The sequence below is a fragment of the Sphingobium sp. B11D3A genome (assembly GCF_025961695.1).
Taxonomy (GTDB): domain Bacteria; phylum Pseudomonadota; class Alphaproteobacteria; order Sphingomonadales; family Sphingomonadaceae; genus Sphingobium.
The window spans coordinates 1,937,149-1,957,849 of record NZ_JAOQOE010000001.1 but is presented as its reverse complement, the minus strand read 5'-3'; the positions used below and the strand labels follow the sequence as shown (position 1 = coordinate 1,957,849).

19 protein-coding genes are annotated in these 20,701 nt (G+C 65.7%); 15 read left to right on the top strand and 4 right to left on the bottom strand.

Going from position 1 to position 20,701, the window contains the following annotated elements:
- The first annotated feature begins 1 nt into the window (after position 1).
- The 4 genes from M2332_RS09275 to M2332_RS09260 all read left to right on the top strand — a co-directional run bounded on the left by M2332_RS09275 (position 2) and on the right by M2332_RS09260 (position 5,475).
- A complete protein-coding gene (locus M2332_RS09275) occupies positions 2-2,485 on the top strand; it encodes a circularly permuted type 2 ATP-grasp protein (RefSeq protein WP_264573830.1) in 2,484 nt (827 codons plus the stop codon).
- Between the two features lie 23 nt (positions 2,486-2,508).
- Complete coding sequence (locus M2332_RS09270; RefSeq protein ID WP_264573829.1) at positions 2,509-3,405, top strand: transglutaminase family protein; 897 nt, start codon at positions 2,509-2,511, stop codon at positions 3,403-3,405.
- 130 nt (positions 3,406-3,535) lie between these two features.
- Complete coding sequence (locus M2332_RS09265) at positions 3,536-4,330, top strand: DUF1206 domain-containing protein (RefSeq protein WP_264573828.1); 795 nt, start codon at positions 3,536-3,538, stop codon at positions 4,328-4,330.
- A gap of 71 nt (positions 4,331-4,401) precedes the next feature.
- The gene (locus tag M2332_RS09260) at positions 4,402-5,475 is read left to right on the top strand and encodes an AI-2E family transporter (RefSeq protein WP_264573827.1); all 1,074 of its coding nucleotides are present in this window, start codon (positions 4,402-4,404) and stop codon (positions 5,473-5,475) included.
- Between the two features lie 119 nt (positions 5,476-5,594).
- Here M2332_RS09260 and rpsT read toward each other — a convergent pair whose 3' ends face one another.
- From rpsT to M2332_RS09245, 3 genes are all read right to left on the bottom strand, one after another.
- Entirely contained in the window at positions 5,595-5,858 is a 264-nt protein-coding gene (gene rpsT, locus M2332_RS09255) for a 30S ribosomal protein S20 (protein ID WP_181558404.1), read from the bottom strand.
- A 105-nt stretch (positions 5,859-5,963) separates the two neighbouring features.
- A complete protein-coding gene (locus tag M2332_RS09250) occupies positions 5,964-7,160 on the bottom strand; it encodes an AI-2E family transporter (RefSeq protein WP_264573826.1) in 1,197 nt (398 codons plus the stop codon).
- 89 nt (positions 7,161-7,249) lie between these two features.
- Positions 7,250-8,287 (bottom strand): quinone-dependent dihydroorotate dehydrogenase, encoded by a 1,038-nt coding sequence (locus tag M2332_RS09245; RefSeq protein WP_264573825.1) that lies wholly within the window; start codon positions 8,285-8,287, stop codon positions 7,250-7,252.
- A gap of 370 nt (positions 8,288-8,657) precedes the next feature.
- On the opposite strand from M2332_RS09245, the gene M2332_RS09240 reads away from it, so the two are divergent.
- The 10 genes from M2332_RS09240 to M2332_RS09195 all read left to right on the top strand — a co-directional run bounded on the left by M2332_RS09240 (position 8,658) and on the right by M2332_RS09195 (position 16,610).
- Complete coding sequence (locus M2332_RS09240) at positions 8,658-9,536, top strand: AraC family transcriptional regulator (protein WP_264573824.1); 879 nt, start codon at positions 8,658-8,660, stop codon at positions 9,534-9,536.
- 156 nt (positions 9,537-9,692) lie between these two features.
- Positions 9,693-10,181, top strand: a complete 489-nt coding sequence (locus tag M2332_RS09235) for an RrF2 family transcriptional regulator (protein ID WP_264573823.1) — start codon at positions 9,693-9,695, stop codon at positions 10,179-10,181.
- Positions 10,178-11,665: a Fe-S cluster assembly protein SufB gene (gene sufB / locus M2332_RS09230; RefSeq protein ID WP_264573822.1), complete on the top strand. Its 1,488-nt coding sequence runs from the start codon at positions 10,178-10,180 to the stop codon at positions 11,663-11,665. Before M2332_RS09235 ends, sufB begins: the two co-directional genes overlap by 4 nt.
- 153 nt (positions 11,666-11,818) lie before the next feature.
- Positions 11,819-12,286: a hypothetical protein gene (locus tag M2332_RS09225; RefSeq protein ID WP_181558410.1), complete on the top strand. Its 468-nt coding sequence runs from the start codon at positions 11,819-11,821 to the stop codon at positions 12,284-12,286.
- Positions 12,286-13,032: a Fe-S cluster assembly ATPase SufC gene (gene sufC / locus M2332_RS09220; RefSeq protein WP_264571817.1), complete on the top strand. Its 747-nt coding sequence runs from the start codon at positions 12,286-12,288 to the stop codon at positions 13,030-13,032. The genes M2332_RS09225 and sufC overlap by 1 nt, the downstream gene beginning before the upstream one ends.
- Positions 13,029-13,373: a hypothetical protein gene (locus M2332_RS09215; RefSeq protein WP_264573821.1), complete on the top strand. Its 345-nt coding sequence runs from the start codon at positions 13,029-13,031 to the stop codon at positions 13,371-13,373. The genes sufC and M2332_RS09215 overlap by 4 nt, the downstream gene beginning before the upstream one ends.
- Positions 13,373-14,125 (top strand): SufD family Fe-S cluster assembly protein, encoded by a 753-nt coding sequence (locus M2332_RS09210; RefSeq protein ID WP_264574938.1) that lies wholly within the window; start codon positions 13,373-13,375, stop codon positions 14,123-14,125. The genes M2332_RS09215 and M2332_RS09210 overlap by 1 nt, the downstream gene beginning before the upstream one ends.
- A 301-nt stretch (positions 14,126-14,426) precedes the next feature.
- Positions 14,427-15,638 carry a cysteine desulfurase gene (locus M2332_RS09205; protein ID WP_264574937.1) on the top strand — a complete coding sequence of 404 codons (1,212 nt, stop codon included), beginning with the start codon at positions 14,427-14,429 and terminating at the stop codon, positions 15,636-15,638.
- Positions 15,635-16,132 (top strand): SUF system Fe-S cluster assembly protein, encoded by a 498-nt coding sequence (locus M2332_RS09200; protein WP_264573820.1) that lies wholly within the window; start codon positions 15,635-15,637, stop codon positions 16,130-16,132. Before M2332_RS09205 ends, M2332_RS09200 begins: the two co-directional genes overlap by 4 nt.
- Positions 16,133-16,250: 118 nt before the next feature.
- Positions 16,251-16,610: a HesB/IscA family protein gene (locus M2332_RS09195; RefSeq protein WP_181558414.1), complete on the top strand. Its 360-nt coding sequence runs from the start codon at positions 16,251-16,253 to the stop codon at positions 16,608-16,610.
- Between the two features lie 101 nt (positions 16,611-16,711).
- Here the strand turns inward: M2332_RS09195 and M2332_RS09190 are convergent, their stop codons facing one another.
- On the bottom strand, positions 16,712-18,967 hold the full coding sequence (locus tag M2332_RS09190) for a S8 family serine peptidase (protein WP_264573819.1): 2,256 nt from the start codon (positions 18,965-18,967) through the stop codon (positions 16,712-16,714).
- Positions 18,968-19,213: 246 nt separating this feature from the next.
- On the opposite strand from M2332_RS09190, the gene M2332_RS09185 reads away from it, so the two are divergent.
- The gene (locus M2332_RS09185; protein ID WP_264573818.1) at positions 19,214-20,680 is read left to right on the top strand and encodes a carotenoid oxygenase family protein; all 1,467 of its coding nucleotides are present in this window, start codon (positions 19,214-19,216) and stop codon (positions 20,678-20,680) included.
- Positions 20,681-20,701: the final 21 nt, after the last annotated feature.

Here is a 20,701-nt window from a genome sequence, read left to right as displayed (position 1 = left end):
CATGACTGCCGGGGAAGAGGACATCGGCCAGGCCCTCGCGCGCTATGCGCGGGAAGCCGGGCGCGGTGACCTCATGCTCGCGGCGCAGGGCGATCCTGCCATGGCGCATCGCTGGGAAGCGATGTTCGGTGCCATTGCCAGCGCCGCGCGGGGCGGCTTCGCCGGTCTGCAGGCCCGGGCCGATCAGCAGGTTGTCGATCTCGGCATGGCCTTTCGCCTGACCGGTGAGGTCGAGGAGCGCGTCTGGCCGCTCAGTCCCGTGCCGATGCTGATCCACGCGACGCAGTGGCAGGGCATCGAGGCGGGTCTGGCGCAGCGGGCCGATCTGCTCGAGCATGTGCTCGATGACCTCTATGGCGCGTGCAGCCTTGTCGCCAGCGGCGAACTGCCGGCGGCGATCGTGGCCGGGGCGCCGGATTATTGGCGGCAGATGCGCGGCCTGCCGCCGCCGCGCGGCCACCGGCTGCAATTCTACGCGGTCGATCTGGCGCGCGGGCCGGATGGCGAATGGCGGGTGCTGGCGGATTATGTGCGCACGCCCGTCGGCGCCGGCTATGCGCTGGAAAACCGCCTCGCGATGACGCGCGCGACGGACGATGCGCTCGGCATCGTCAATTTCGTGCGGCTGGCACCCTTCTTCTCCGATTTCCGGCAAGGCCTCGCCGCCATCTGTGCCCGGCCCGATCCGCGCATCGCGCTGCTGACGCAGGGGCGCTACAATCAGAGCTATGCCGAGCAGGCGCACCTCGCGCGCTATCTCGGCATCCTGCTGGTCGAGGGGCAGGATCTCACCGTGCGCGACGGGCAGCTTTACGTCCGCACCGTCGAGGGCGTGAAGCGGGTCGATGGGCTGTGGCGGCGGATGGGCACGGACCTGCTCGACCCGCTGGCATTCGATTCGCGCTCGACCATCGGCGTGCCAGATATTTTCGAGGCGATGCGCCACGGCGGCCTCGTCATCGCCAACTGGCCCGGCGCCGGGGTACTGGAGACGCCGGCGCTCGCCGCCTTCCTGCCGCGCCTCTGCCGCAAGTTGCTCGGCGAGCCTCTGCGCATTCCCAATGTCGCGACATGGTGGTGCGGGCAGGCGAAGGAGCGCGCCCATGTCCGCGAGCAGGCGGACCGGTTGGCCATCGGCTCTGCCTTCGGCTTGCCGGTGCCGGCGATCCCCCATGGCCGCGCGCGCCTGGCCTCGCGCCTCAGCCCTGCCGAGAATGCCGCGTTCCTCGCCGAGCTGGAGCAGCGCCCGATGGATTATATCGGGCAGGAGCTGGTGCAATTGTCCACCACGCCGGCGCTGGTCGATGGCGTGCTGCTGCCCCGCCCGTTCATCCTGCGCGCCTTCCTCGCCCGCGACGCGCATGGCCAGTGGCGGGCGATGCCGGGCGGGTTTGCGCGGCTCGCAGCGCATGATGACATGCGGGCGGTGCTGATGGGGCAGGGCGACATGTCCGCCGACGTCTGTATTGTCGCTGATGAACCGCAGACGGCAGTGGTCACGCTCGACAGCGGTGCGCCAGTCGCCATTCGCCGGGTCGCGGGCACGCTGCCCAGCAAGGCTGCGGATAATTTCTTCTGGCTCGCGCGCTATCTGGAGCGTGGCGAAATGGTGCTGCGGATGATCCGCGTGCTGATCGGCGGCAGTATCGAAGGCGAGGCAGCCTCCGCGCTCGACCGCCCGACGCTCGGCCGCGTGGCCGATACGCTGGTTGCCTGGGGCAGCGCCCGCAAGGACAAGCTGGGTGAAGGCACCGGCAAGCTTTGCGTCCATGCACTCAGCGATCCGGAGATGCCGGGTAGCGTCCAATCCCTGTTCGAGGCGGCCGAAGCGATCGGTCGCGGCCTTCGCGAGCGGCTGGCGGTGGACTTCTGGCGCCTGCTCAGCCGCCAGATCGACCGGGTGAGCGAAGCGCGCGAGTCGCAGCTCATGGCGCATGTCGCGCGGCTGCTGGATCGTTGCGCGGCGCTCTCCGGCCTGTCTGCCGAGAATATGGTGCGCGGTGCGGGCTGGCGTTTCCTGGAGCTGGGCCGGCGGCTCGAACGCGCGATCCATCTGTGCCGGCTGGCGCGCACCTTTGCCGGAGACGATGCCAATGGGCACGATCTCAATCTGTTTCTGGATCTGTGCGATTGCCAGATCAGCTATCGGACCCGCTACCTCTCCGGTCTGGCGCTGGCGCCGGTGCGCGACATGCTGCTGCTGGAGCCGGGCAATCCGCGGTCGCTGGCTTTTCAGGTCGATGCGATTCTCGATCATCTCCGCGCCCTGCCGACGCTGCGCGACGACGGGATGCCCGAGCCGCCGGTGCAACTCGCCCTGGCGCTCTCTGCCCGTCTGCATGCCGCCTCGGCCGAGATGCTCACGGCGCGCGATCTGGAGGTCATCGAGACGGCGCTGCTCGATCTCTCCGACCGGATCGATGATCGCTTCTTCCTCAAGGGCGAGGATGCGCCGCGCGCCTCCGGCATGACGCGGCTGGCATAGATGAGGCGGATGTATAACAGGCGATGAGATATCGGGTCAGCCACATCATCCGCGTCGATTATGATCCGCCCGTGCGGCTGGCGCATTTCAATTTGCGGCTCGCGCCCATCGCATGGCCGGGTCAGCAGGTGCGGGACTATCGCCTCATCGTCGATCCTGTGCCCGACGTGCGCCAGGAGCGCGTCGGTGCCTATCCGTTCAACCTCACCCGCATCGAGATGCTCAAGCCGGTGGCCTCGCTGGAAGTGCGCTCCACCTTCATTGCCGATGTGAGCGAGGCCGAGCTGGATCTGCTTGGCGCCCAGATGAGCGTGACGAAGGTGGCGCAGGCGGCGCTAGCCGTCATGGATGTCGGGCCGATGTCCCCCGTGACCTATATCTTCCCATCCCGCTTGCTACCACTCGTGCCGCAGATCGCCGCCTGGGCGCGGCCGCACCTGGCGCCCGATGCGGACTGCCTGAGCGCGGCACTGGCGCTGGCCCGGCACATTCAGGCGAGTTTCCATTACGACACCAAGGCGACCGAGGCCGATACGCCGGTGGCCGAGGCCTTCTCGATCCGGCGCGGCGTCTGCCAGGATTTCGCGCACATCCTCATCGTCGCCCTGCGCGCCGCCGGTTTGCCCGCGGGCTATGTGAGCGGCTATCTGCGCACCGATCCGCCGCCGGGGCAGGCGCGACTGGTCGGCGCGGATGCGATGCACGCCTGGGTGGCCTTGTGGTGTGGCCCGCTGCGCGGCTGGGTGGGGATCGATCCCACCAACGGCGTGCTCGCCAATGGCGATCATCTCGTTGTCGGCATGGGCCGGGATTATTCGGACATCTCGCCCATCGACGGCGTGTTCGTCGGCGGCCATTCCCAGAAGACCTTCAATTCGGTCGACGTGTCACCCATGGACAAACGTACCACCACCGCCTGACCGTTGCATGGTCCAAGGCCTCCCTCATGAGCGACCTTTCCCGATCGAGCGGACCTGATCCGATCGACGCATCGGCGCGGAACGTCGCTGCGCCCTGATCGTTAGCGTCGGTGAACAGGGAGATGCGCACATGGATACCGGAGCCAGACTGACGATGCTCGCGCGCGCCGGCTTCGCGACCCGTGGCGCGCTATACATCGTCATTGCCTTTCTCGTGTTGCGGGCCGGGCGGGCCGAGGACCCGTCGGGCGCGCTTGAATATCTCGGCGATGGTGGCGGCATGATACTCCTCGGCCTGATGGCGGCGGGATTGATCGGCTATGGGCTCTGGCGGCTGTCGGATGCCGCCTTCAACATCGAGCAGCATGATGACGATACCAAGGGCAAGATCAGCCGCGTGGGCGCGGCGGCGAGCGGCCTGATCCACCTGTTTCTGGCGTGGCAGGCGATCCGGTTGATGCAGGGCACCTCCGGTGGCTCGGGCGGCGGGACGGAGGAAGGCGCACAGAGCGCCCTCCAACTGCCCGGTGGCTTTATCCTGCTCATCATCGGCGGCCTGATCCTGATCTGTACGGGGCTGTATCAGCTCTTCAAGGCCGCCAAGTGCAGCTACTTGAAGCATCTGGAACCGCAGATCGCGCGCAAGGCCTGGGCACAATGGACCGGTCGACTGGGCTATGCGGCGCGTGGGGCGATCTTCCTGATCACCGGCGGCTTTCTGGTCTCTGCGGGGCTGGATTCTCAGGCGAGCGAGGCCGGGGGCATGTCGGACGCGCTCGCCTGGCTGACTAATCCGTGGGACATCCTGATTGCCATCGGCTTGCTCGGCTTTGGCATGTTCAGCCTGATAGAAGCGCGTTACCGACGCCTGCAGACCGTTTCGGCTGGCCCTTTGGCAAGCGGGGCATCGCGCTTCGGCTGGTGAGCGGAGCCCAACGGCACATTGCGCAGACACCGCGAGGCACTAAGCTGGCGGCGAACGATAAGGGGGATGTCATGACAGTTCAGCAGCGCGAGGCGGATCAGGCACCGCGCGAACGGCAAGGTCCGGGCGCGCGGATGGCCATGGCGACCGTGATCATTCTGGCGGTCGTGGGCACTGCGTGGCTGTTCGTCAAAATGTCCGGCCTGCTGCTGCTGGTCTTCGCGGCTTTGGTGTTGGCGGCCATTCTCGATGCCATAACCCGCGTCATCTGCCGCATCCCAAAGCTGCCGCGCGGACTGGGACTGGCACTCGCGGTGGTGACGCTGCTCGCGGTCATCACCGGCGCTTTCACGCTGTTCGGCACGCAGATCGTGGGCGAATTCGACACCATCCGGGACAGCATTCCGCCCGCCATCGATCAGGTGCAGGCGCTGCTGGAGCGGTTTGGCCTCGGCGACGCCACCCGCGACCTGATCGAGCAGGGGCAGGGCGACCTCTCCAATCTTCTCTCTCAGGCCGGCGGTTATGCGCTCACGGCGGGCAATGGCATCGCCAATCTGGTGCTGCTGTTCGTTGGCGCCATTTTCATCGCCAGCGATCCCGCCGTCTATCGGCGCGGTCTCATCTTGCTGATGCCCTGGCGAGCCGAAGGGCCGCTGGGGGAGGCACTCGATGATGCGGTGCGCGGCTTGCGGGGCTGGATGATGGGACAGGCCGTCTCGTCGGTGGTCGTGGCGGCGTTGACCTGGGCCGGGCTTGCGGCGCTGGGCGTGCCCGCAGCAGGCGGCCTTGGCATCATTGCGGGTCTGCTGGATGTGATCCCGATGATCGGCCCGATCATCGCGGGCGTGCCGGCCGTGTTGCTCGCCTTCACCGTGTCGCCGATGACTGCCCTGTGGACGACTCTGGTGTTCCTCATCATCCAGCAATTGCAGGGCAATTTCCTGCAGCCGATGATTCAGAAACAGGCCGTGGACGTGCCGCCCGCCGTGCTGCTCTTCGCGGTAGTGGCGGCCGGGCTTCTGTTCGGCTTCATGGGCATGCTGCTGGCTGCGCCGCTGACGGTGGTGGTCTTCGTGATGGTCCAGCGCATCTATGTGCGCACGCTGCTTGGGAAGAAGATCAAGATCGCCGGGCAGGACTGACGGGCGCGCGAGAACCGCGGCTGATCATGAGGGACGGGCGGGGCCAGCCGCTCGTCCGGACAACAAAAAAGGCGCCGGAAAGTCCGACGCCGTTCTTGTCTCGAAATCCGCGAGAGCGCTCAGGCCAGGCCGGCCACGCTCTTGGTCAGGCGGCTGAACTTGCGCGAGGCGGTGTTCTTGTGGAGCACGCCACGGGCCACGCCACGCGACAGCTCGGGCTGTGCGGCGGAAAGGGCTGCCTGCGCCGCCGACTTGTCACCCGCTGCGACCGCTGCTTCCACCTTCTTCACGAGGGTGCGGATGCGGCTCATGCGGCTACCGTTGATCTCGGCGCGACGTGCGTTGCGACGAATGCGCTTCTTTGCCTGCGGCGTATTGGCCATGAAATTCCTCGAACTCGAAACTGTTTTTGGGCGCGCGGCCCGACTCGCCAGGCGGAAGCCGCAGGCGCGCGAAGGCCGGGCCATTAGCCCTGATCCGGGACAGCGTCAACCGCCTTGTGGCGACGAAGCCGGCTTCTGCGTGCCTGCCGTATCCGTGCGCAAGCGCGCTTCCACCTCGCCGACCGGGACGGAAGCGGCATCCGGCAGGTCGTCTGGCTCCGTGATGGGGAGCGCGGCCTCATCCTGCCCGCGCATCCCGGCCACGATGTTCCAGGTGGCGATGAACAGGGCAGCGATGACCGGACCGATCACCAGCCCGCTGAAGCCGAACAGTTGCAGCCCGCCCAGCGTGGTGATGAGCACCAGATAGTCCGGCATCCTGGTATCCCGCCCGACGAGGATCGGCCGCAGCAGATTATCCACCATCCCGATCACGAAGATGCCGCAGAAGATGAGGATGAGCGCTTGGGCCAGCGCGCCGCTGACCAGCAGGTAGACCGCGACCGGCACCCAGACGATGCCGGTGCCCACGGCGGGCAACAGCGAGAAGAAGCCCATCATCACGCCCCACAGCAAGGCGCCTTCGACGCCCAGCAGCCAGAACACGACCCCGCCGATGAAGCCCTGCACGATGGCGACGATAATGCTGCCTTTCACGGTCGCGCGGATCACCAGTACGAACTGGCGGAGCAATTCCCGGCGCGGGCCATCGCGCAGCGGCGTCCGCTTGATCACGCTCTCCATCAGAGTCTCGCCATCGCGCAGCAGGAAATAAGTGAGATAGAGCATGACGGTGAACGCGATGAACAGGCTGAACGCACTCTGGCCGATGTTGACGGCCTGCGCTGCCACGAACTGGAAGCTGTCTGCCGCCGCTTCGCGCAGCCGCTCTTGCGCGGCATTGAAATTGTCGAGCCCGTAACGCTGGAGCCAGCTTTCGGACCAAGCGGGCATGCTGGCGCGCAGATCATCGAACAATTGCGCGAAGTTGATCTCGCCGGACTGGATGCGCGCGTAGAAAACGCTCGCTTCCTGAATCAGCGCGATGGTGAGCAGCAGCGCGGGCACGATCACCAGCGCGATAATGAGCAGCAATGTGAGGCCGGCAGCGGCGCTGGGCCAGCGCGGCATGATGTCGCGAATCTCGCGATGCACCGGCTGGAACAGGATAGCGATGATCACGCCCCACAGGATCGCCTGGAAATAAGGCTCCAGAATGAACGCGAAGGCGACCGTGATGAGGATGACCAGCGCGAGAAAGGCGTGATCCTCGATCTTGCGGGGTGGCGGGCTGGCATCCATGATGGGCGAATTCCGTTCAGTTCGTCTGGCGCGACCTCATCGCAAAAACAGCGCAAAGGCAATGTCGATCCGTTGAGGCCGCCAATTCCTCAGCGCGTGTCGACCCCGACGGCCTGGCTGATCGACGTGAACCCATCCCGGCGCAAGAGATCGGCGAGCCCGGCATTGATGCGCGCGGGCAGATACGGCCCCTCATAGACCATCGCCGAATAGAGCTGGATGAGGCTCGCGCCGGCGCGGATGCGGGCATAGGCCTGCTCGGCGGTACGGATGCCACCGGCGCCGATCAACGGCAGCCGGTCGCCCAGGCGCTGGCGGAAATCGCGCAGGCGGCCAAGGGCCATATCATGCAGCGGTGCGCCGGACAGGCCACCCGATTCCCCGGCATTGGCGGAGCGGAGGGAGGCCGGGCGGCTGATCGTGGTGTTCGTTACGATCAGTCCGTCGATGCGGTGCTGCAAAGCCAGTTCCGCGATGTCGTCGATGTCCGCCGGCTCGAGATCGGGTGCGATCTTGAGGAGCATCGGCGGTCCGTCCTCTGCACGCGCGGCCATCACGCGGCCGAGCAGGGCGTCGAGCGCGCCCCTGTCCTGCAGGGCGCGCAGGCCCGGCGTGTTGGGCGAGGACACATTGACGGTGAGGTAATGGCAATGGGGGCTCATGGCCCGCACGCCTTCCTCATAATCGGCAATGCGGTCCTCGGTATCCTTGTTGGCGCCGATGTTGATGCCGATGATCAGCCCCCGTGGCTTGCCGCGTCGACCGAGCCGGGCGCAGGCCGCCGGTTGCCCGCCATTGTTGAACCCCAGCCGGTTGATGATGCCGCCATCCTCGACCAGCCGGAAAATGCGCGGGCGTGGATTGCCGACCTGTGGGCGTGGGGTCAGCGTCCCCAGTTCTCCAAAGCCGAAGCCCAGCGCGCCGACCCGGTCAATCACGTCGCCATTCTTGTCGAACCCGGCAGCGAGGCCAACCGGACTGGCGAAGTCCAGTCCGAACAGGCGTTGGGCCAGAATTGGGTCCGGCTTCGGCGCAGGGGGGAGCGGCAGGCGCAGCGCGGCAAGGGCGAGGCCATGGGCGCGCTCCGCATCGAGCGCGAACAGGAGAGGGCGGAGCTTCTGGTACATGCCGCGCGCTATGCCAGCGCTCAGTCAAGCGGTCAAAGGGCAGCGCGACGGAGCCGTGGCGTGGAACCCCACCGGGCTGCGATTCGCATTATCATGACGATTCCGTCCAATCCAAGATGAACGAATCGCGTTACGGCGAGACTGCGACCCGAAGGGCTCTTTGTCATTTGGCTCAGAGACCTTGAACTTTAGCGGTCTGGCGGGTGATATTGCCTGCCGGGCCGCTTTTTTATTTGCCGCATCAGCGATTTGTGCGAAAGGTCGGTCAGGGTGGAGCACGCGATGGCGTGGCCTTGGCCCTGCCGAACTGCCAGTCCTTCCGATCGAACATTTCGGCTCGTCTTTCCCTGGAGAGTGGTCAGGGTCGCGCGTGCGTCACAGATTCTCCGTTGCCGATACTGCGGACATGGTAGCGCTCAGCTACTTCGTTCCGCCTGTCGATCTGGCCCACTATTTTGGCGCGATGTATCTGTTCACGGCGGACCAGCCGCGCGTGGCGGACCATACCCGTGCGGACTTCGCGCAAATTCGCTTCATGCTCGCTGGTTCGGGTGCCTATCGGTTCGTGGACGGGCACCGGGCGGAGACCCCTGAATGCTGCCTGCTCGGCGCGACCAGCGCGGCAACGCATTTCGATGTGCATGGGCCGCTACAGGTGTTTGGCGTTTCCGTTCTGCCGCTGGGCTGGGCGGCGCTGCGGGCCGGCGATGCGGATGCGGCATCCGATGATGTGGTCGATCTCGCTGCGCGGTTCGGCCCTGGCTGGACCGATATGCTGTCAGCGCTGCGGAGGATCGATGATCCTGGCAACGCGGAAGATATCTTCTGGGCTTTCATCCGCGATCACCTTCATCCCGTCCCGGATGCAGAGCGCAGATTCATCGAGGTTGTGGACCGCTGGCTGGCAGACGAGCAGTCGCCCCGGGTCGAGGTGCTGCAGGAGACGACGGGCCTTTCCGCGCGCCAGCTCGCGCGCTGGTGCAACCGCCTGTACGGCGCGCCGCCCAAATATCTGGCGCGAAAGTATCGGGCGCTGCGCTGTGCCCAGGTTCTGGCGCGCGAAGATCTGGAATGGGCGGAAGTGAGCGGCGATGCGTTCTATGACCAGTCGCATTTCATCCGCGAGATCAAGCATTTCACGGGCCTCACGCCCACCGAGCTGCGCGAGCGGGCCAGCATCGTGATTCGCCTCTCGATGAAGCGCGCTGAGCTGAAGGACGGGATCGCCAGGTTGAGCCAGATCAGCTGACTCGCCAGCCGCTGTCGCCTGCCCGCCCCTGATGGCGTAAGGCAACAGAAGCGCCCGCGCTGCGAATTGCTCTGCTTTCGGGCTTGATTTCCGCCGAGCGTCGGCCCATTTGCGCAATCAGACCGATTTACTCCGATTTGAGAGTCGTTTGCAAACATGCGCCTGTCGAGCCTTGCCGATTATGCCGTGCTGATGATGCGGACCGCCGCCTCGCAGTGCGGTGGCGCGCGGGCGAATGCGGCGAGCCTCTCGGCCAAGGCCGGCATTCCGGTGCCGACGGGGCAGAAGCTTGCGAGCCTGCTCGGCCGGGCCGGGCTGATCAAGGCCACGCGCGGCAGCGGCGGAGGCATCAAGCTGGCGCGCCCGGCGGCGGCGATCACGCTGGCCGACATCATCGAGGCGGTCGATGGCCCGATCGCGCTCACTGGCTGCCTCGAGCCGCACGGGGCGGAATGCTGCGCCCTCTCGCAGCCCTGTGACATCCGCCCGCACTGGATCGGCGTCAACGCGCTGGTCCGCGATGCGCTGGCGCATGTGACGCTGGCTCATCTCATCGCTTCCCCTGAAACGCTGCCGGTTGCGGCTTTCTCGCCCCCGGGCCTGACTGGCCCTGCAAGCGCAACCGCCATGGAGTCCGTGCAATGACTGCCCCGGTCGATACCCGTCCCAAGAATGAAGATGCGCTCGCCGCCGCCAAGAAGGTGAGCGACTATGAGTGGGGCTTCAGTTCGGACATCGAGCAGGAGTTCGCGCCCAAGGGCCTGAGCGAGGACACCGTCCGCTTCATCTCGGCCAAGAAGAACGAGCCGGAATGGATGTTGGAGTGGCGCCTCAAGGCCTATCGCCACTGGCTGACGATGGACTCGCCGGACTGGGCGAAGCTCAACGTGCCGCCGATCGATTATCAGGACGCCTATTATTATGCGGCGCCCAAGAAGAAGGTCGAGCTGGGCAGCCTGGACGAGCTCGATCCGGAAATCCGCCGGACTTACGAGAAGCTCGGCATCCCCATCGAGGAGCAGAAGGTGCTCGCCAATGTCGCGGGCGCGCGCCGGGTCGCTGTGGATGCCGTGTTCGACAGCGTTTCCGTTGCGACCACCTTCCGCAAGGAACTGGAGGAAGCCGGCGTCATCTTCCGCTCGATCAGCGAGGCGATCCGCGAGTTCCCCGAGCTGGTGAAGAAGTGGCTGGGCAAGGTCGTGCCGATGCATGACAATTACTTCGCCACGTTGAACTGCGCGGTCTTCTCGGATGGCACCTTCGTCTACATTCCCGAGGGCGTGCGCTGCCCGATGGAGCTCTCCACCTATTTCCGCATCAATGCCGAGAATACCGGCCAGTTCGAGCGCACGCTGATCGTCGCGGACAAGGGCAGCTACGTCTCCTATCTGGAAGGGTGCACCGCCCCGCAGCGCGACGAGAATCAGCTCCACGCTGCCGTGGTCGAGCTGGTCGCGCTCGACGATGCCGAGATCAAATATTCCACGGTGCAGAACTGGTATCCCGGCGATGCTGAGGGCAAGGGCGGCATCTACAATTTCGTCACCAAGCGCGCGCTCTGCCAGGGGCGCAATAGCAAGGTGAGCTGGACTCAGGTGGAAACCGGCAGCGCGATCACGTGGAAATATCCCAGCTGCGTGCTGAACGGCGAGAACAGCGTCGGCGAGTTCTACTCGGTGGCTGTGACCAACAATCGCCAGCAGGCCGATACCGGCACCAAGATGATCCACAACGGCAGGAACACCCGTTCGACGATCGTCTCCAAAGGCATCAGCGCGGGCAAATCCAATGGCACCTATCGTGGCCTTGTGCGGATGAGCGCCAATGCCGAAGGCGCGCGCAACTTCACCCAGTGCGATTCGCTGCTGCTGGGTGACCAGTGCGGCGCCCACACCGTGCCCTATATCGAGGTGAAGAACCCGAGCGCCATCGTCGAGCATGAGGCGACGACCAGCAAGATCAGCGACGATCAGCTCTTCTACGCCCTGCAGCGCGGACTGGATCAGGAAGCGGCGGTCAGCCTGATCGTCAACGGCTTCGCGAAGGATGTGCTCCAGCAATTGCCGATGGAATTCGCGGTGGAAGCACAGAAGCTGCTGGGGATTTCGCTGGAAGGTTCGGTGGGGTGACCTCTGCCTTGTCCTCCCACGTCATGCCGGACCTGCTCCGGCATCCCGCTTCTTACGACGCGGCGCCGAACGGCAGCTGGACCCCGGATCACGTCCGGGGCGATAAACATTAAACACCCTCTCCCTGAGCGGGCTTTTACAGGAACGAGACTTTTGAGCGACGAAGACGATATCCAGGATGCCCTCGCCGATTTCGCGGAAGATGTCGGCAACGGCCAGTCATGGACGGCGGCGATCCGCATCCTGACCGAGGATTACGAACTGGAAGAGGGCGAGCTTCAGCCGCGTGCCGTCAAGGATTTCGGCGATCTCGATGCTTATCAGGCGCAGTGCCGCGAGGCGCTGGCCAAGGGCGATGCGACGTTCACCGAGCGGCTGCGCACGGACAAGGCGTTCCACAAGGCCAAGGCGCCCAATCTCGCGCGCATGGGGCCGGTGAGCGAGTTCGTCGTGGGCTTGCTGGAGAAGGGCGCACCGGAGCCTGGCGCCGACTGGTGGCCCTATATGCCGATCAAGCGGCACATCGACACGCTGTTCCCTGCTCCCGGCGATGTGCGTGACATGGCCTTCTGGACGGCCCGCACGCTCATCCGCCAGCACGAGCAGGAAGGCGCGCGCTGATGCTGACCATCGACAATCTCCACACCGAAATCGACGGCAAGGCCATCCTCAAGGGCCTCAGCCTCTCGATCAATGCGGGGGAAATCCACGCGATCATGGGGCCGAACGGCGCGGGCAAGTCCACGCTGGCCTATACGCTTGGCGGTCGGCCCGGTTATGAAGCCACGCAGGGCAGCGTCTCGTTCAACGGTGCCGATCTGCTCGACATGGAACCGCATGAGCGCGCCGCAGCCGGCTTGTTCCTCGGCTTCCAATATCCGGTCGAGATCCCCGGCGTCTCCAATGTCCAGTTCCTGCGCGAGGCGCTGAACAGCCAGCGCCGCGTCCGCGGGGAAGAGCCGCTCTCCGCCGCCGATTTCCTGCGGCTGGCGCGCGAGAAGGCGGCGCTGCTCGGCATGGACATGGAGATGCTCAAGCGCCCGGTGAATGTGGGCTTTTCCGGCGGCGAAAAGAAGCGCGCCGAGATGGTCCATATGGGCATATTGGACCCGAAGCTGGCCATCCTCGACGAGACCGATTCCGGCCTCGATATCGATGCGCTCAAGACCGTGGGCGCCGGCATCAACGCGATCATGCGCGCGCCGGACAAAGCCGTGCTGCTCATCACCCATTATCAGCGCCTGCTCGATTATGTGCAGCCGGACTTCGTGCACGTGCTCGCGGCCGGCCGCATCGTGAAATCGGGTGGACCGGAACTGGCGCTGGCGCTGGAGAAGGACGGCTATGCCGAGGTGGTCGCGGCATGAGTCTGATTGCCGCCTTGGTGCTTGCCCAGAGCGCCGTCGCTGCGCCGCCGGTGCCGAATGAGGGCGCGACCGACGAGGACATCACCGTCATCGCGCAGCGCCTGCGCGGCGTCCAGGTGGGCGTCACGCGTGACGCAGCGGGCAAATATCACTGTGGATTGAGTGAATCGACTGGCGTGCGCAAGCTCGATGCGGCGCTGTGCAAGGCCACCACGCAATGCGTGCGCAAGGGCAAGGCGTCGCAGGACGAGGTGCGCGCCTGTGTGGACAAGGCCCGGCCCTCGTTGGTCGCGCGCATTCGCGCGTATCTGTCGACCGAGCGTGCGGGAGGCGGCGCATGATGGCATCGGCAACGCTCCCCACGCGCCGCGACGAGGCCTGGCGCTATAGCGACCTCGATGCCGCGGCGCAGGTCTGGCCCGTGGGCGCTCCCGAGCGGATCGTCGTCGCTCCCGGTGAGGTGCGCACGCTGGCGCTGCTGCAGGATGGCGCGGACGGCGAGAGCATCGTGCGCGATCATCTGGTCGAGATCGGCGCGGGCGGGACGCTCAACGTCCATCTGCTGAACAGCGGCGGCACGCTGGGGCGGGTCACCTTCGACGTAACGCTCGCCCGCCATGCGCATTTCGAGCTGAAGGCGGCGTTGATCGGCGGCGCCGCGCAGACCATCGAACTGGTGACGACGCTCAACCATGCCGAGCCGGAAGCGACCAGTGCACAGACCGTGCGGGCGATCGCGTCGGGCAAGGCGACGACCAATTATCTCGGGCAGATCCGTGTCGCGCGTGATGCGCAGAAGACCGATGCCGCGCAGAGCTTCAAGGCGATGCTGCTCGGCCGTACCGCAACGGCCAATGCCAAGCCGGAGCTGGAGATCTTCGCCGATGACGTGAAGTGCGCCCATGGCGCCAGCATTGGCCAGCTCGATGCCGCTGCCTTGTTCTACATGGCCTCGCGCGGGATCGATCCGGCGAGCGCCAAGGCGCTGCTGCTCGAAGCCTTCATCGCCGGGCTGTTCGACGACATGGCCGAGGAGGCCGAGCGCGAGCGGTTCGCGACGGTGGCGCGGGCCCGGTTGGAGGCACTGGGATGACGGGGCGTGCTGCTCTTCTGAATGGGTCGCAGGCCTCTGCCGCCCCCGTGCTCCTGCGAAGGCAGGAGCCTAGGGCGGAACCGACTGCCCTTACCGCCCTGGGCTCCTGCCTTCGCAGGAGCGCGGGAAGGGGCCGTGCTGGGTGTGTCTCGACTTCGCTCGACACGAACGGGAGGGTGGGCGTGATCGGGTTATTCCGGCCTCGGGTTCGCGCTCGCGCGTTCTGTTCGGAGATGTCAGCGTGATGACGACCAAGACCCCGTTCGTGTCGAGCGAAGTCGAGACACCCTCCGCCGCAACCATGAACGCGCTCCTCAGCCGTCGCGCCGATTTCCCCGGCCTCGTCACCACTGACGGCAAGCCCTGGCACTATCTTGATACCGCCGCCACGGCACAGAAGCCGCAGGCGGTGATCGATGCCACCATACGGGCAATGGGTGCGGACTATGCGACGGTCCATCGCGGCGTCTACGCGCGGTCGGCGGACATGACGCTGGCTTTCGAGGCCGCGCGTCGTCGCGTGGCGCGCTTTATCAACGCGCCGAGCGAGAATGAGATCGTCTTCGTGCGCGGCGCGACCGAGGGGATCAATCTCGTCGCGCAGAGCTGGGGCGGCGCCAATCTCAAGGCCGGCGACCGTATCCTGCTCTCGACGCTGGAGCATCACAGCAATATCGTGCCCTGGCAGCTGATTGCCGAGCGGACCGGCGCGCAGATCGATGTGGTACCGCTGACGCCGGATGGCCGCATCGATCTGGATGCCATGGCGGCGATGATCCGCCCGGAGCACAAGCTCGTGGCACTTGCGCATGTCTCCAATGTGCTCGGCAGCGTGCTGGACGTGCGGCGCGCGGCGGAGATTGCCCATGGCGCCGGGGCGCTGCTGCTGGTCGATGGCTGTCAGGCCGCACCGCGTCTCGCCATCGACGTGCAGGCGCTGGGCTGCGATTTCTATCTCTTCTCCGGCCACAAGTTGTACGGCCCAACCGGCATCGGCGTGCTGTGGGCGCGGGGCGCAATCCTCGAGGCCATGCCGCCTTATCATGGCGGCGGTGCGATGATCGACAAGGTGACCTTTGCCCGCACCACTTATGCACCGCCCCCAGCGCGGTTCGAGGCCGGGACGCCTGCGATCATCGAGACGATCGGGCTGGCGGCGGCAATCGATTATGTCGAGGCGATCGGGCTCGATCGCATGGCTGCCCATGAGGATGCACTGGTCGCCCGCGCGCGTGAGGCGCTGCGCGGCATCAACACCATCCGCCTGCTCGGGCCGGAGGATGCGGCGGGAATCGTCTCTTTCGTGATGGAGGGGGTTCATCCCCACGACATCGGCACTATCTTGGATGAGAGCGGCGTGGCGATCCGCGCGGGCCATCACTGCGCACAGCCGCTCATGGCGCATCTCGGCGTCGAGGCGACGGCGAGGGCCAGCTTCGGGATTTACAATGATGAAAGCGATATCGAGGCGCTGCTGCGTGGCCTCGATCGGGTCAGGACGATATTCGGATGAATGACGAGAGCAGAATCAGGACCGAGGAAGTCGAAGGCGTCGCTCCGCCGCCGCGCGCTCGCGTGAGCGATGTGGTGGAGGATGCTTCCGGCGTTGCGGAAAACGCCTCGGACAAGGTCGCCCGCAAGCGCGACTATCTGGAGGGCTTTCTCGCCCAGAAGCCCAGCGATGCGCCCGCAGGTGAGCCGGGCGGCGCGACCTATGATGCGGTGATCGATGCGCTCAAGAGCATCTTCGATCCGGAAATCCCGGTGAACATCTACGATCTGGGGCTGATCTACGGGGTTGAGGTGGGCGCGGACAATCATGTCGCCGTGACCATGACGCTCACGACGCCGCATTGCCCGGTCGCGGAATCGATGCCCGGCGAAGTGGAAATGCGCGTGGGATCGGTGCCCGGCGTCGGGCTGGTGGACGTCAACCTCGTGTGGGACCCGCCATGGGACCCGCAGAAGATGAGCGACGAAGCCAAGCTGGAACTGGGGATGCTGTAACGCTTCGCCAAAAGGAGACCTTTTGGCGAGTTGGGAACAATTCTTGTCCGTTCGCCCTGAGCTTGTCGAAGGGTTCTTCTTTTGAAGACTGCACGGACATTGAGTGAGAGTGAGACTGATGACCACGACCACCACCAAGCGCCCTCTGCCTGCCGCCGTCACGCTGACGCCGGCCGCCGAGCAGCGTGTTGCGGACCTGATGGCCAAGGCGCCTGAGGGCACGATGGGCGTCAAGCTCTCCACGCCGCGCCGCGGCTGCTCGGGGCTGGCCTATTCCGTCGACTATGTGAGCGAGGTCGCGCCGTTCGATGAGCGGATCGAGACGCCCGGCGGCCTGTTCTTCATCGATGCCGCCTCGGTGCTCTACCTGATCGGCTCGACCATGGACTGGGTGGAAGACGATTTCACCGCCGGCTTCGTGTTCAACAATCCCAACGCCAAGGGCGCCTGCGGCTGCGGCGAAAGCTTCACCGTTTGAAGGCGGGCAATTATTCCCTCCCGTCATTCCCGCGTTCGCGGGAATGACGGGAACAGGCGGGCTCTCGGTTTGCCAGCCCACCATTCGGCAGCACTCGAGCCTCAGAACCCTACCGACCAACGCAGAGCCATGCCCAGCTCGTCGGGTGTGGCCGCGATGTTGCCGCCCTGCTCGCGCAGGAAGAGGTTGGCGCCGAGCCAGCCGGGGCCGATGCCGCGCCCATAGCTCAGCTCATAATCGCGCTGGCGGCCGCGCGGCACGAGGTTGAGCGGCACGCGCGCGTCGGTCGCCATTTGCTGCTCCCAGTCCCAGGTCTGCGGTACGATCAGCGTGAAGCGGCTGGCGATGACGCGCAGCGGCTGGGAAATGCGCAGGCCCAGCAGATCGCCGGCCGCGAAGAGATCGCCACGGGCCAGATCGGCCGACCAGCTTTGGCTGACCAGCGATCCGCCTTCGCGCAAGGTTCCGCCGGCCGCGGCGCGGGTCCAGCCGCGCTGCCAGTTGGCCGAGAGGCGGACAGCGGCGGGCAGGTCGGCGCGCGCCCCCAGCCGTGTAAACAGGCTGCGCGCTGACTGCGCGCCGAAATTGGCGGAGAAGCGGGCGCCGAGCAGCGTGGCCTGTTCGTCCAGCAGCGTCGTCCCGGCAGTGAGGCCGATCGCCCCGCGCTGATAATCGAACGAGAGCGACGCCGCATGATAGGGCGTGGCGCGCCACTGCTCGGCATCCGCGAGAGCGGCACGTTGCATATCGCCCCGCTCGAACCCGCCGGTAACGGTCAGCGCCGGTGACAGCTGCTGCGAGACGGTGAGGGCGGCTTGCGCCTGCCGGTCGGCATGATCGGTATCGAAGCCATGATCCGCCATCAGGAAGCTGGGGCCGGCACGGTCGGCGAGGCGCTGTTCCAGGGCGGCGATGCCTGTCCGCAGGCCCAACATCACGCGCGCGTGGGGCGCGATCTGCGCGCTCAGCGTGCCGGAGAGCAGCCGGGTGCGGGCCTCGTCCGACTGACGGAACGCGAAGGGGTCGCGGGTGGTGGCGGCCTCGACCGTCGGGCGGAGATTGAGCGACAGGCTGAGCGACTGCGTCCCGAGGTTGAGATGGCGCTGGGCGGTGTCGAGCGCGGCGGCGAACTCCCGGCGCGGTGCAGGGCGAGCGAAGCGCGGGGTCAGGTCCACCCGATAGGCGCGCTGATAATCGTCCAGCGCAACCGCATCCAGCGCGGCAGGCGCGGCGTCGCCCATCGGTGCGGACAGTATGCTGGTCGAAAGGGGTGAGAGCGCGATCTGTGTGCCGGCCATGCTGAGCGCGCCGACAGGCTGGAAGGCCTTGGCAATATCCAATATGCCCACGCCATAGCGCGCATCCGCGCCCGGCGCGCCGACATCGCGTGCGCTGTTCTTGAGCAGCGCAACGATCTGCGCGCTGGTGAGATTGGGGAAGGCATCCGCCAGCAGCGCAGCGGCGCCGGCCACCTGCGGCGCGGCGAATGATGTCCCGGAATAGAGATAATCAGTGCCGGTGTGATCGAAGGACAGGACGCGACTGCCCAGCGCGGCGATGCTCACGCTCTCGAAGCCGGCGACACCGGCCGAGAAGCTGCTCACCGTATCATTGCTGTTCACGGATGGCGCGATGATGACGAGGCCGTTGCTATAGGCCGGGTTGGCAAAGGATTGCGCCAGCTCGTCCGGCGCGGCCATCATGGGCTGGCCGTCCTCGTTATTGCCGGCGGAAATGACGATGATGATGCCGGCCTGGGTGGCGCGCTTCACCGCCTGCAGCAGATAATTGGGGGCCGCGCCACCGCCGAGCGAGACGTTGATGATCCGCGTGCCATTGATCCGGGCATGGTCGATGGCGTTGGCAATGGCCGTGGTGCTGTGCTTGCAGCTATCGGCATCGCAGTCGGACTGGTCGTCGGTCCGCAGCGCCATCACGGTCGCGCCCCAGGCCATCCCCATCACGCGCCGGTTGTTGCGCCCTGCAGCAAGCACCGCCGAGACCGCCGTGCCATGGCCCTCCACATCCGTGTAGCTGCTATTGCCGGCAAAGTCCGCGGAGGCGGCGCTAATCCGGCCGGTGAACTCGCCGGTCGGATCCGACAGGCCGCTGTCCACCACGCCGACCGTCACGCCCGCGCCGCTGGCGCCCGCCTGATAGGCAGTAATCGCGCCATGATAAGGCAGGCCGGAAGAGTTGCGGTATTCGCTGGTGTCGTAATTGACCGTGCTGGGGGTCGGCGCGGGCGTGGGTGCCGGGGTTGGAGTCGGTGTCGGTGTGGGAGCCGGTGCGGGTGTGGGCGTCGAGTTAAGCGCGCCGCCGCCACCCCCGCAGCCGGCCAGCGTCAGCAGCGCCATCACTGAGCCGAAAGCGATCCCATGTCGCATGATTGCAGGTTCCCCGTCCGCGCGACGATGCGCGCCGCGACATTAGCGGCGCCTGGTTAACGAGCTGTTTCGCAAAAACAGGGCTGCGAGGGCGCGGTTGCCAGCCTGTCCAATCAGGCGACGAGATGATCCAGGCGCGTGTTGCGCTCGATCAATTTCTGCGGATGCGCGGGCCGGTAGATCAGGCGCGAGAGAGAGAATCGAGGAGAGCGACGCATGGCCCATTTCCCCAACACGTTCGGTTTCACCGGTACACTTCGCCCGCTCCGTTTGCAGGGCGACATTCACGACGTCGAGATCGAGGGGGAAGTCCCCGCCGATCTGGATGGCGCCTTCCACCGCGTCCACCCGGACAATCAGTTCGCGCCCAAGTTCGAGGACGACCAGTTCTTCAATGGCGACGGCATGGTCAGCATGTTCCGGGTCAAGGACGGCAAGGTCGATTTCCGCCAGCGTTATGCGCAGACCGACAAGTGGAAGCTGGAGAACAAGGCCGGCAAGTCGCTGTTCGGCATGTACCGCAATCACCTGACCGACGATCCGAGCGTCGAGGGGCAGATTCGCGGCACCGCCAATACCAATGTGCTGGTCCATGCCGGCAAGCTCTACGCCATGAAGGAGGACAGCCCCTGCCTGCTCATGGACCCGAACACGCTGGAGACCCATGGCTACACCGATTTCGGCGGGCGGATCGACAGCAAGACCTTCTGCGCCCACCCGAAGATCGACCCGGCCACCGGCAATATGTGTGCCTTCTCCTACATGTCCAAAGGGCCGATGACCCATGACATGAGCTATATGGAAATCTCGCCAACCGGTGAGTTGCTGTTCGAGATTCCCTTCCAGAACAAATATCTGTGCATGATGCATGATTTCGGCGTGACGGAAGATTATGCGGTCTTCTCGGTCATGCCGCTGCTCACCAGCATGGAGCGGCTGGAAAAGCGCCTGCCCTATTTCGGGTTCGATACCACCCAGCCGGTCTGGCTTGCCGTGCTTCCGCGACAGGCGGGCGCCACGGCCGCGGACATGCGCTGGTTCAAGGCGCCATCCAACTGCTTCGTGGGGCATGTGATGAATGCCTTCAACGAGGGCACGCGGATTTACTTCGATCATCCGGTGGCGGCCAACAACAGCTTCCCCTTCTTCCCCGATATCCACGGCGCGCCGTTCGATCCGATTGCGGGCCTGGGCTATCTCAGCCGCTGGAGCGTCGACATGGCGTCCAACAGCGACGAGTTCGAAAGCATCGAGAAGCTGACCAATCTCGCCGACGAGTTCCCCCGGATCGATGACCGCTACGCCACGCAGGCCTATCGCCATGGCTGGATGCTCGTGATGGATCGGGAGAAGCCCTATGAAGGGCCGGGCGGTCCGTTTGTCGGCATGATCAACAGTCTGGCTCATATCGATCTGGCGACCGGGAGCACCAAGATCTGGTGGCCTGGGCCGCAATGCGGCATCCAGGAGCCCTGCTTCGTACCCAAATCAGCGGATGCGCCGGAAGGCGAGGGCTATGTCATCGCGCTGGTCGACAATCATGTGACCAATTATTCGGAGCTGTGCTTCTTCGATGCCCAGCATGTCGACGAAGGACCGATCGCGCGGGCCAAGCTGCCGGTGCGCATCCGGCAGGGGTTGCATGGGAACTGGTCGACTGGGGCGCAACTGGCGGGGATTTGAGGGCGAGGTTGCACTCCCTCT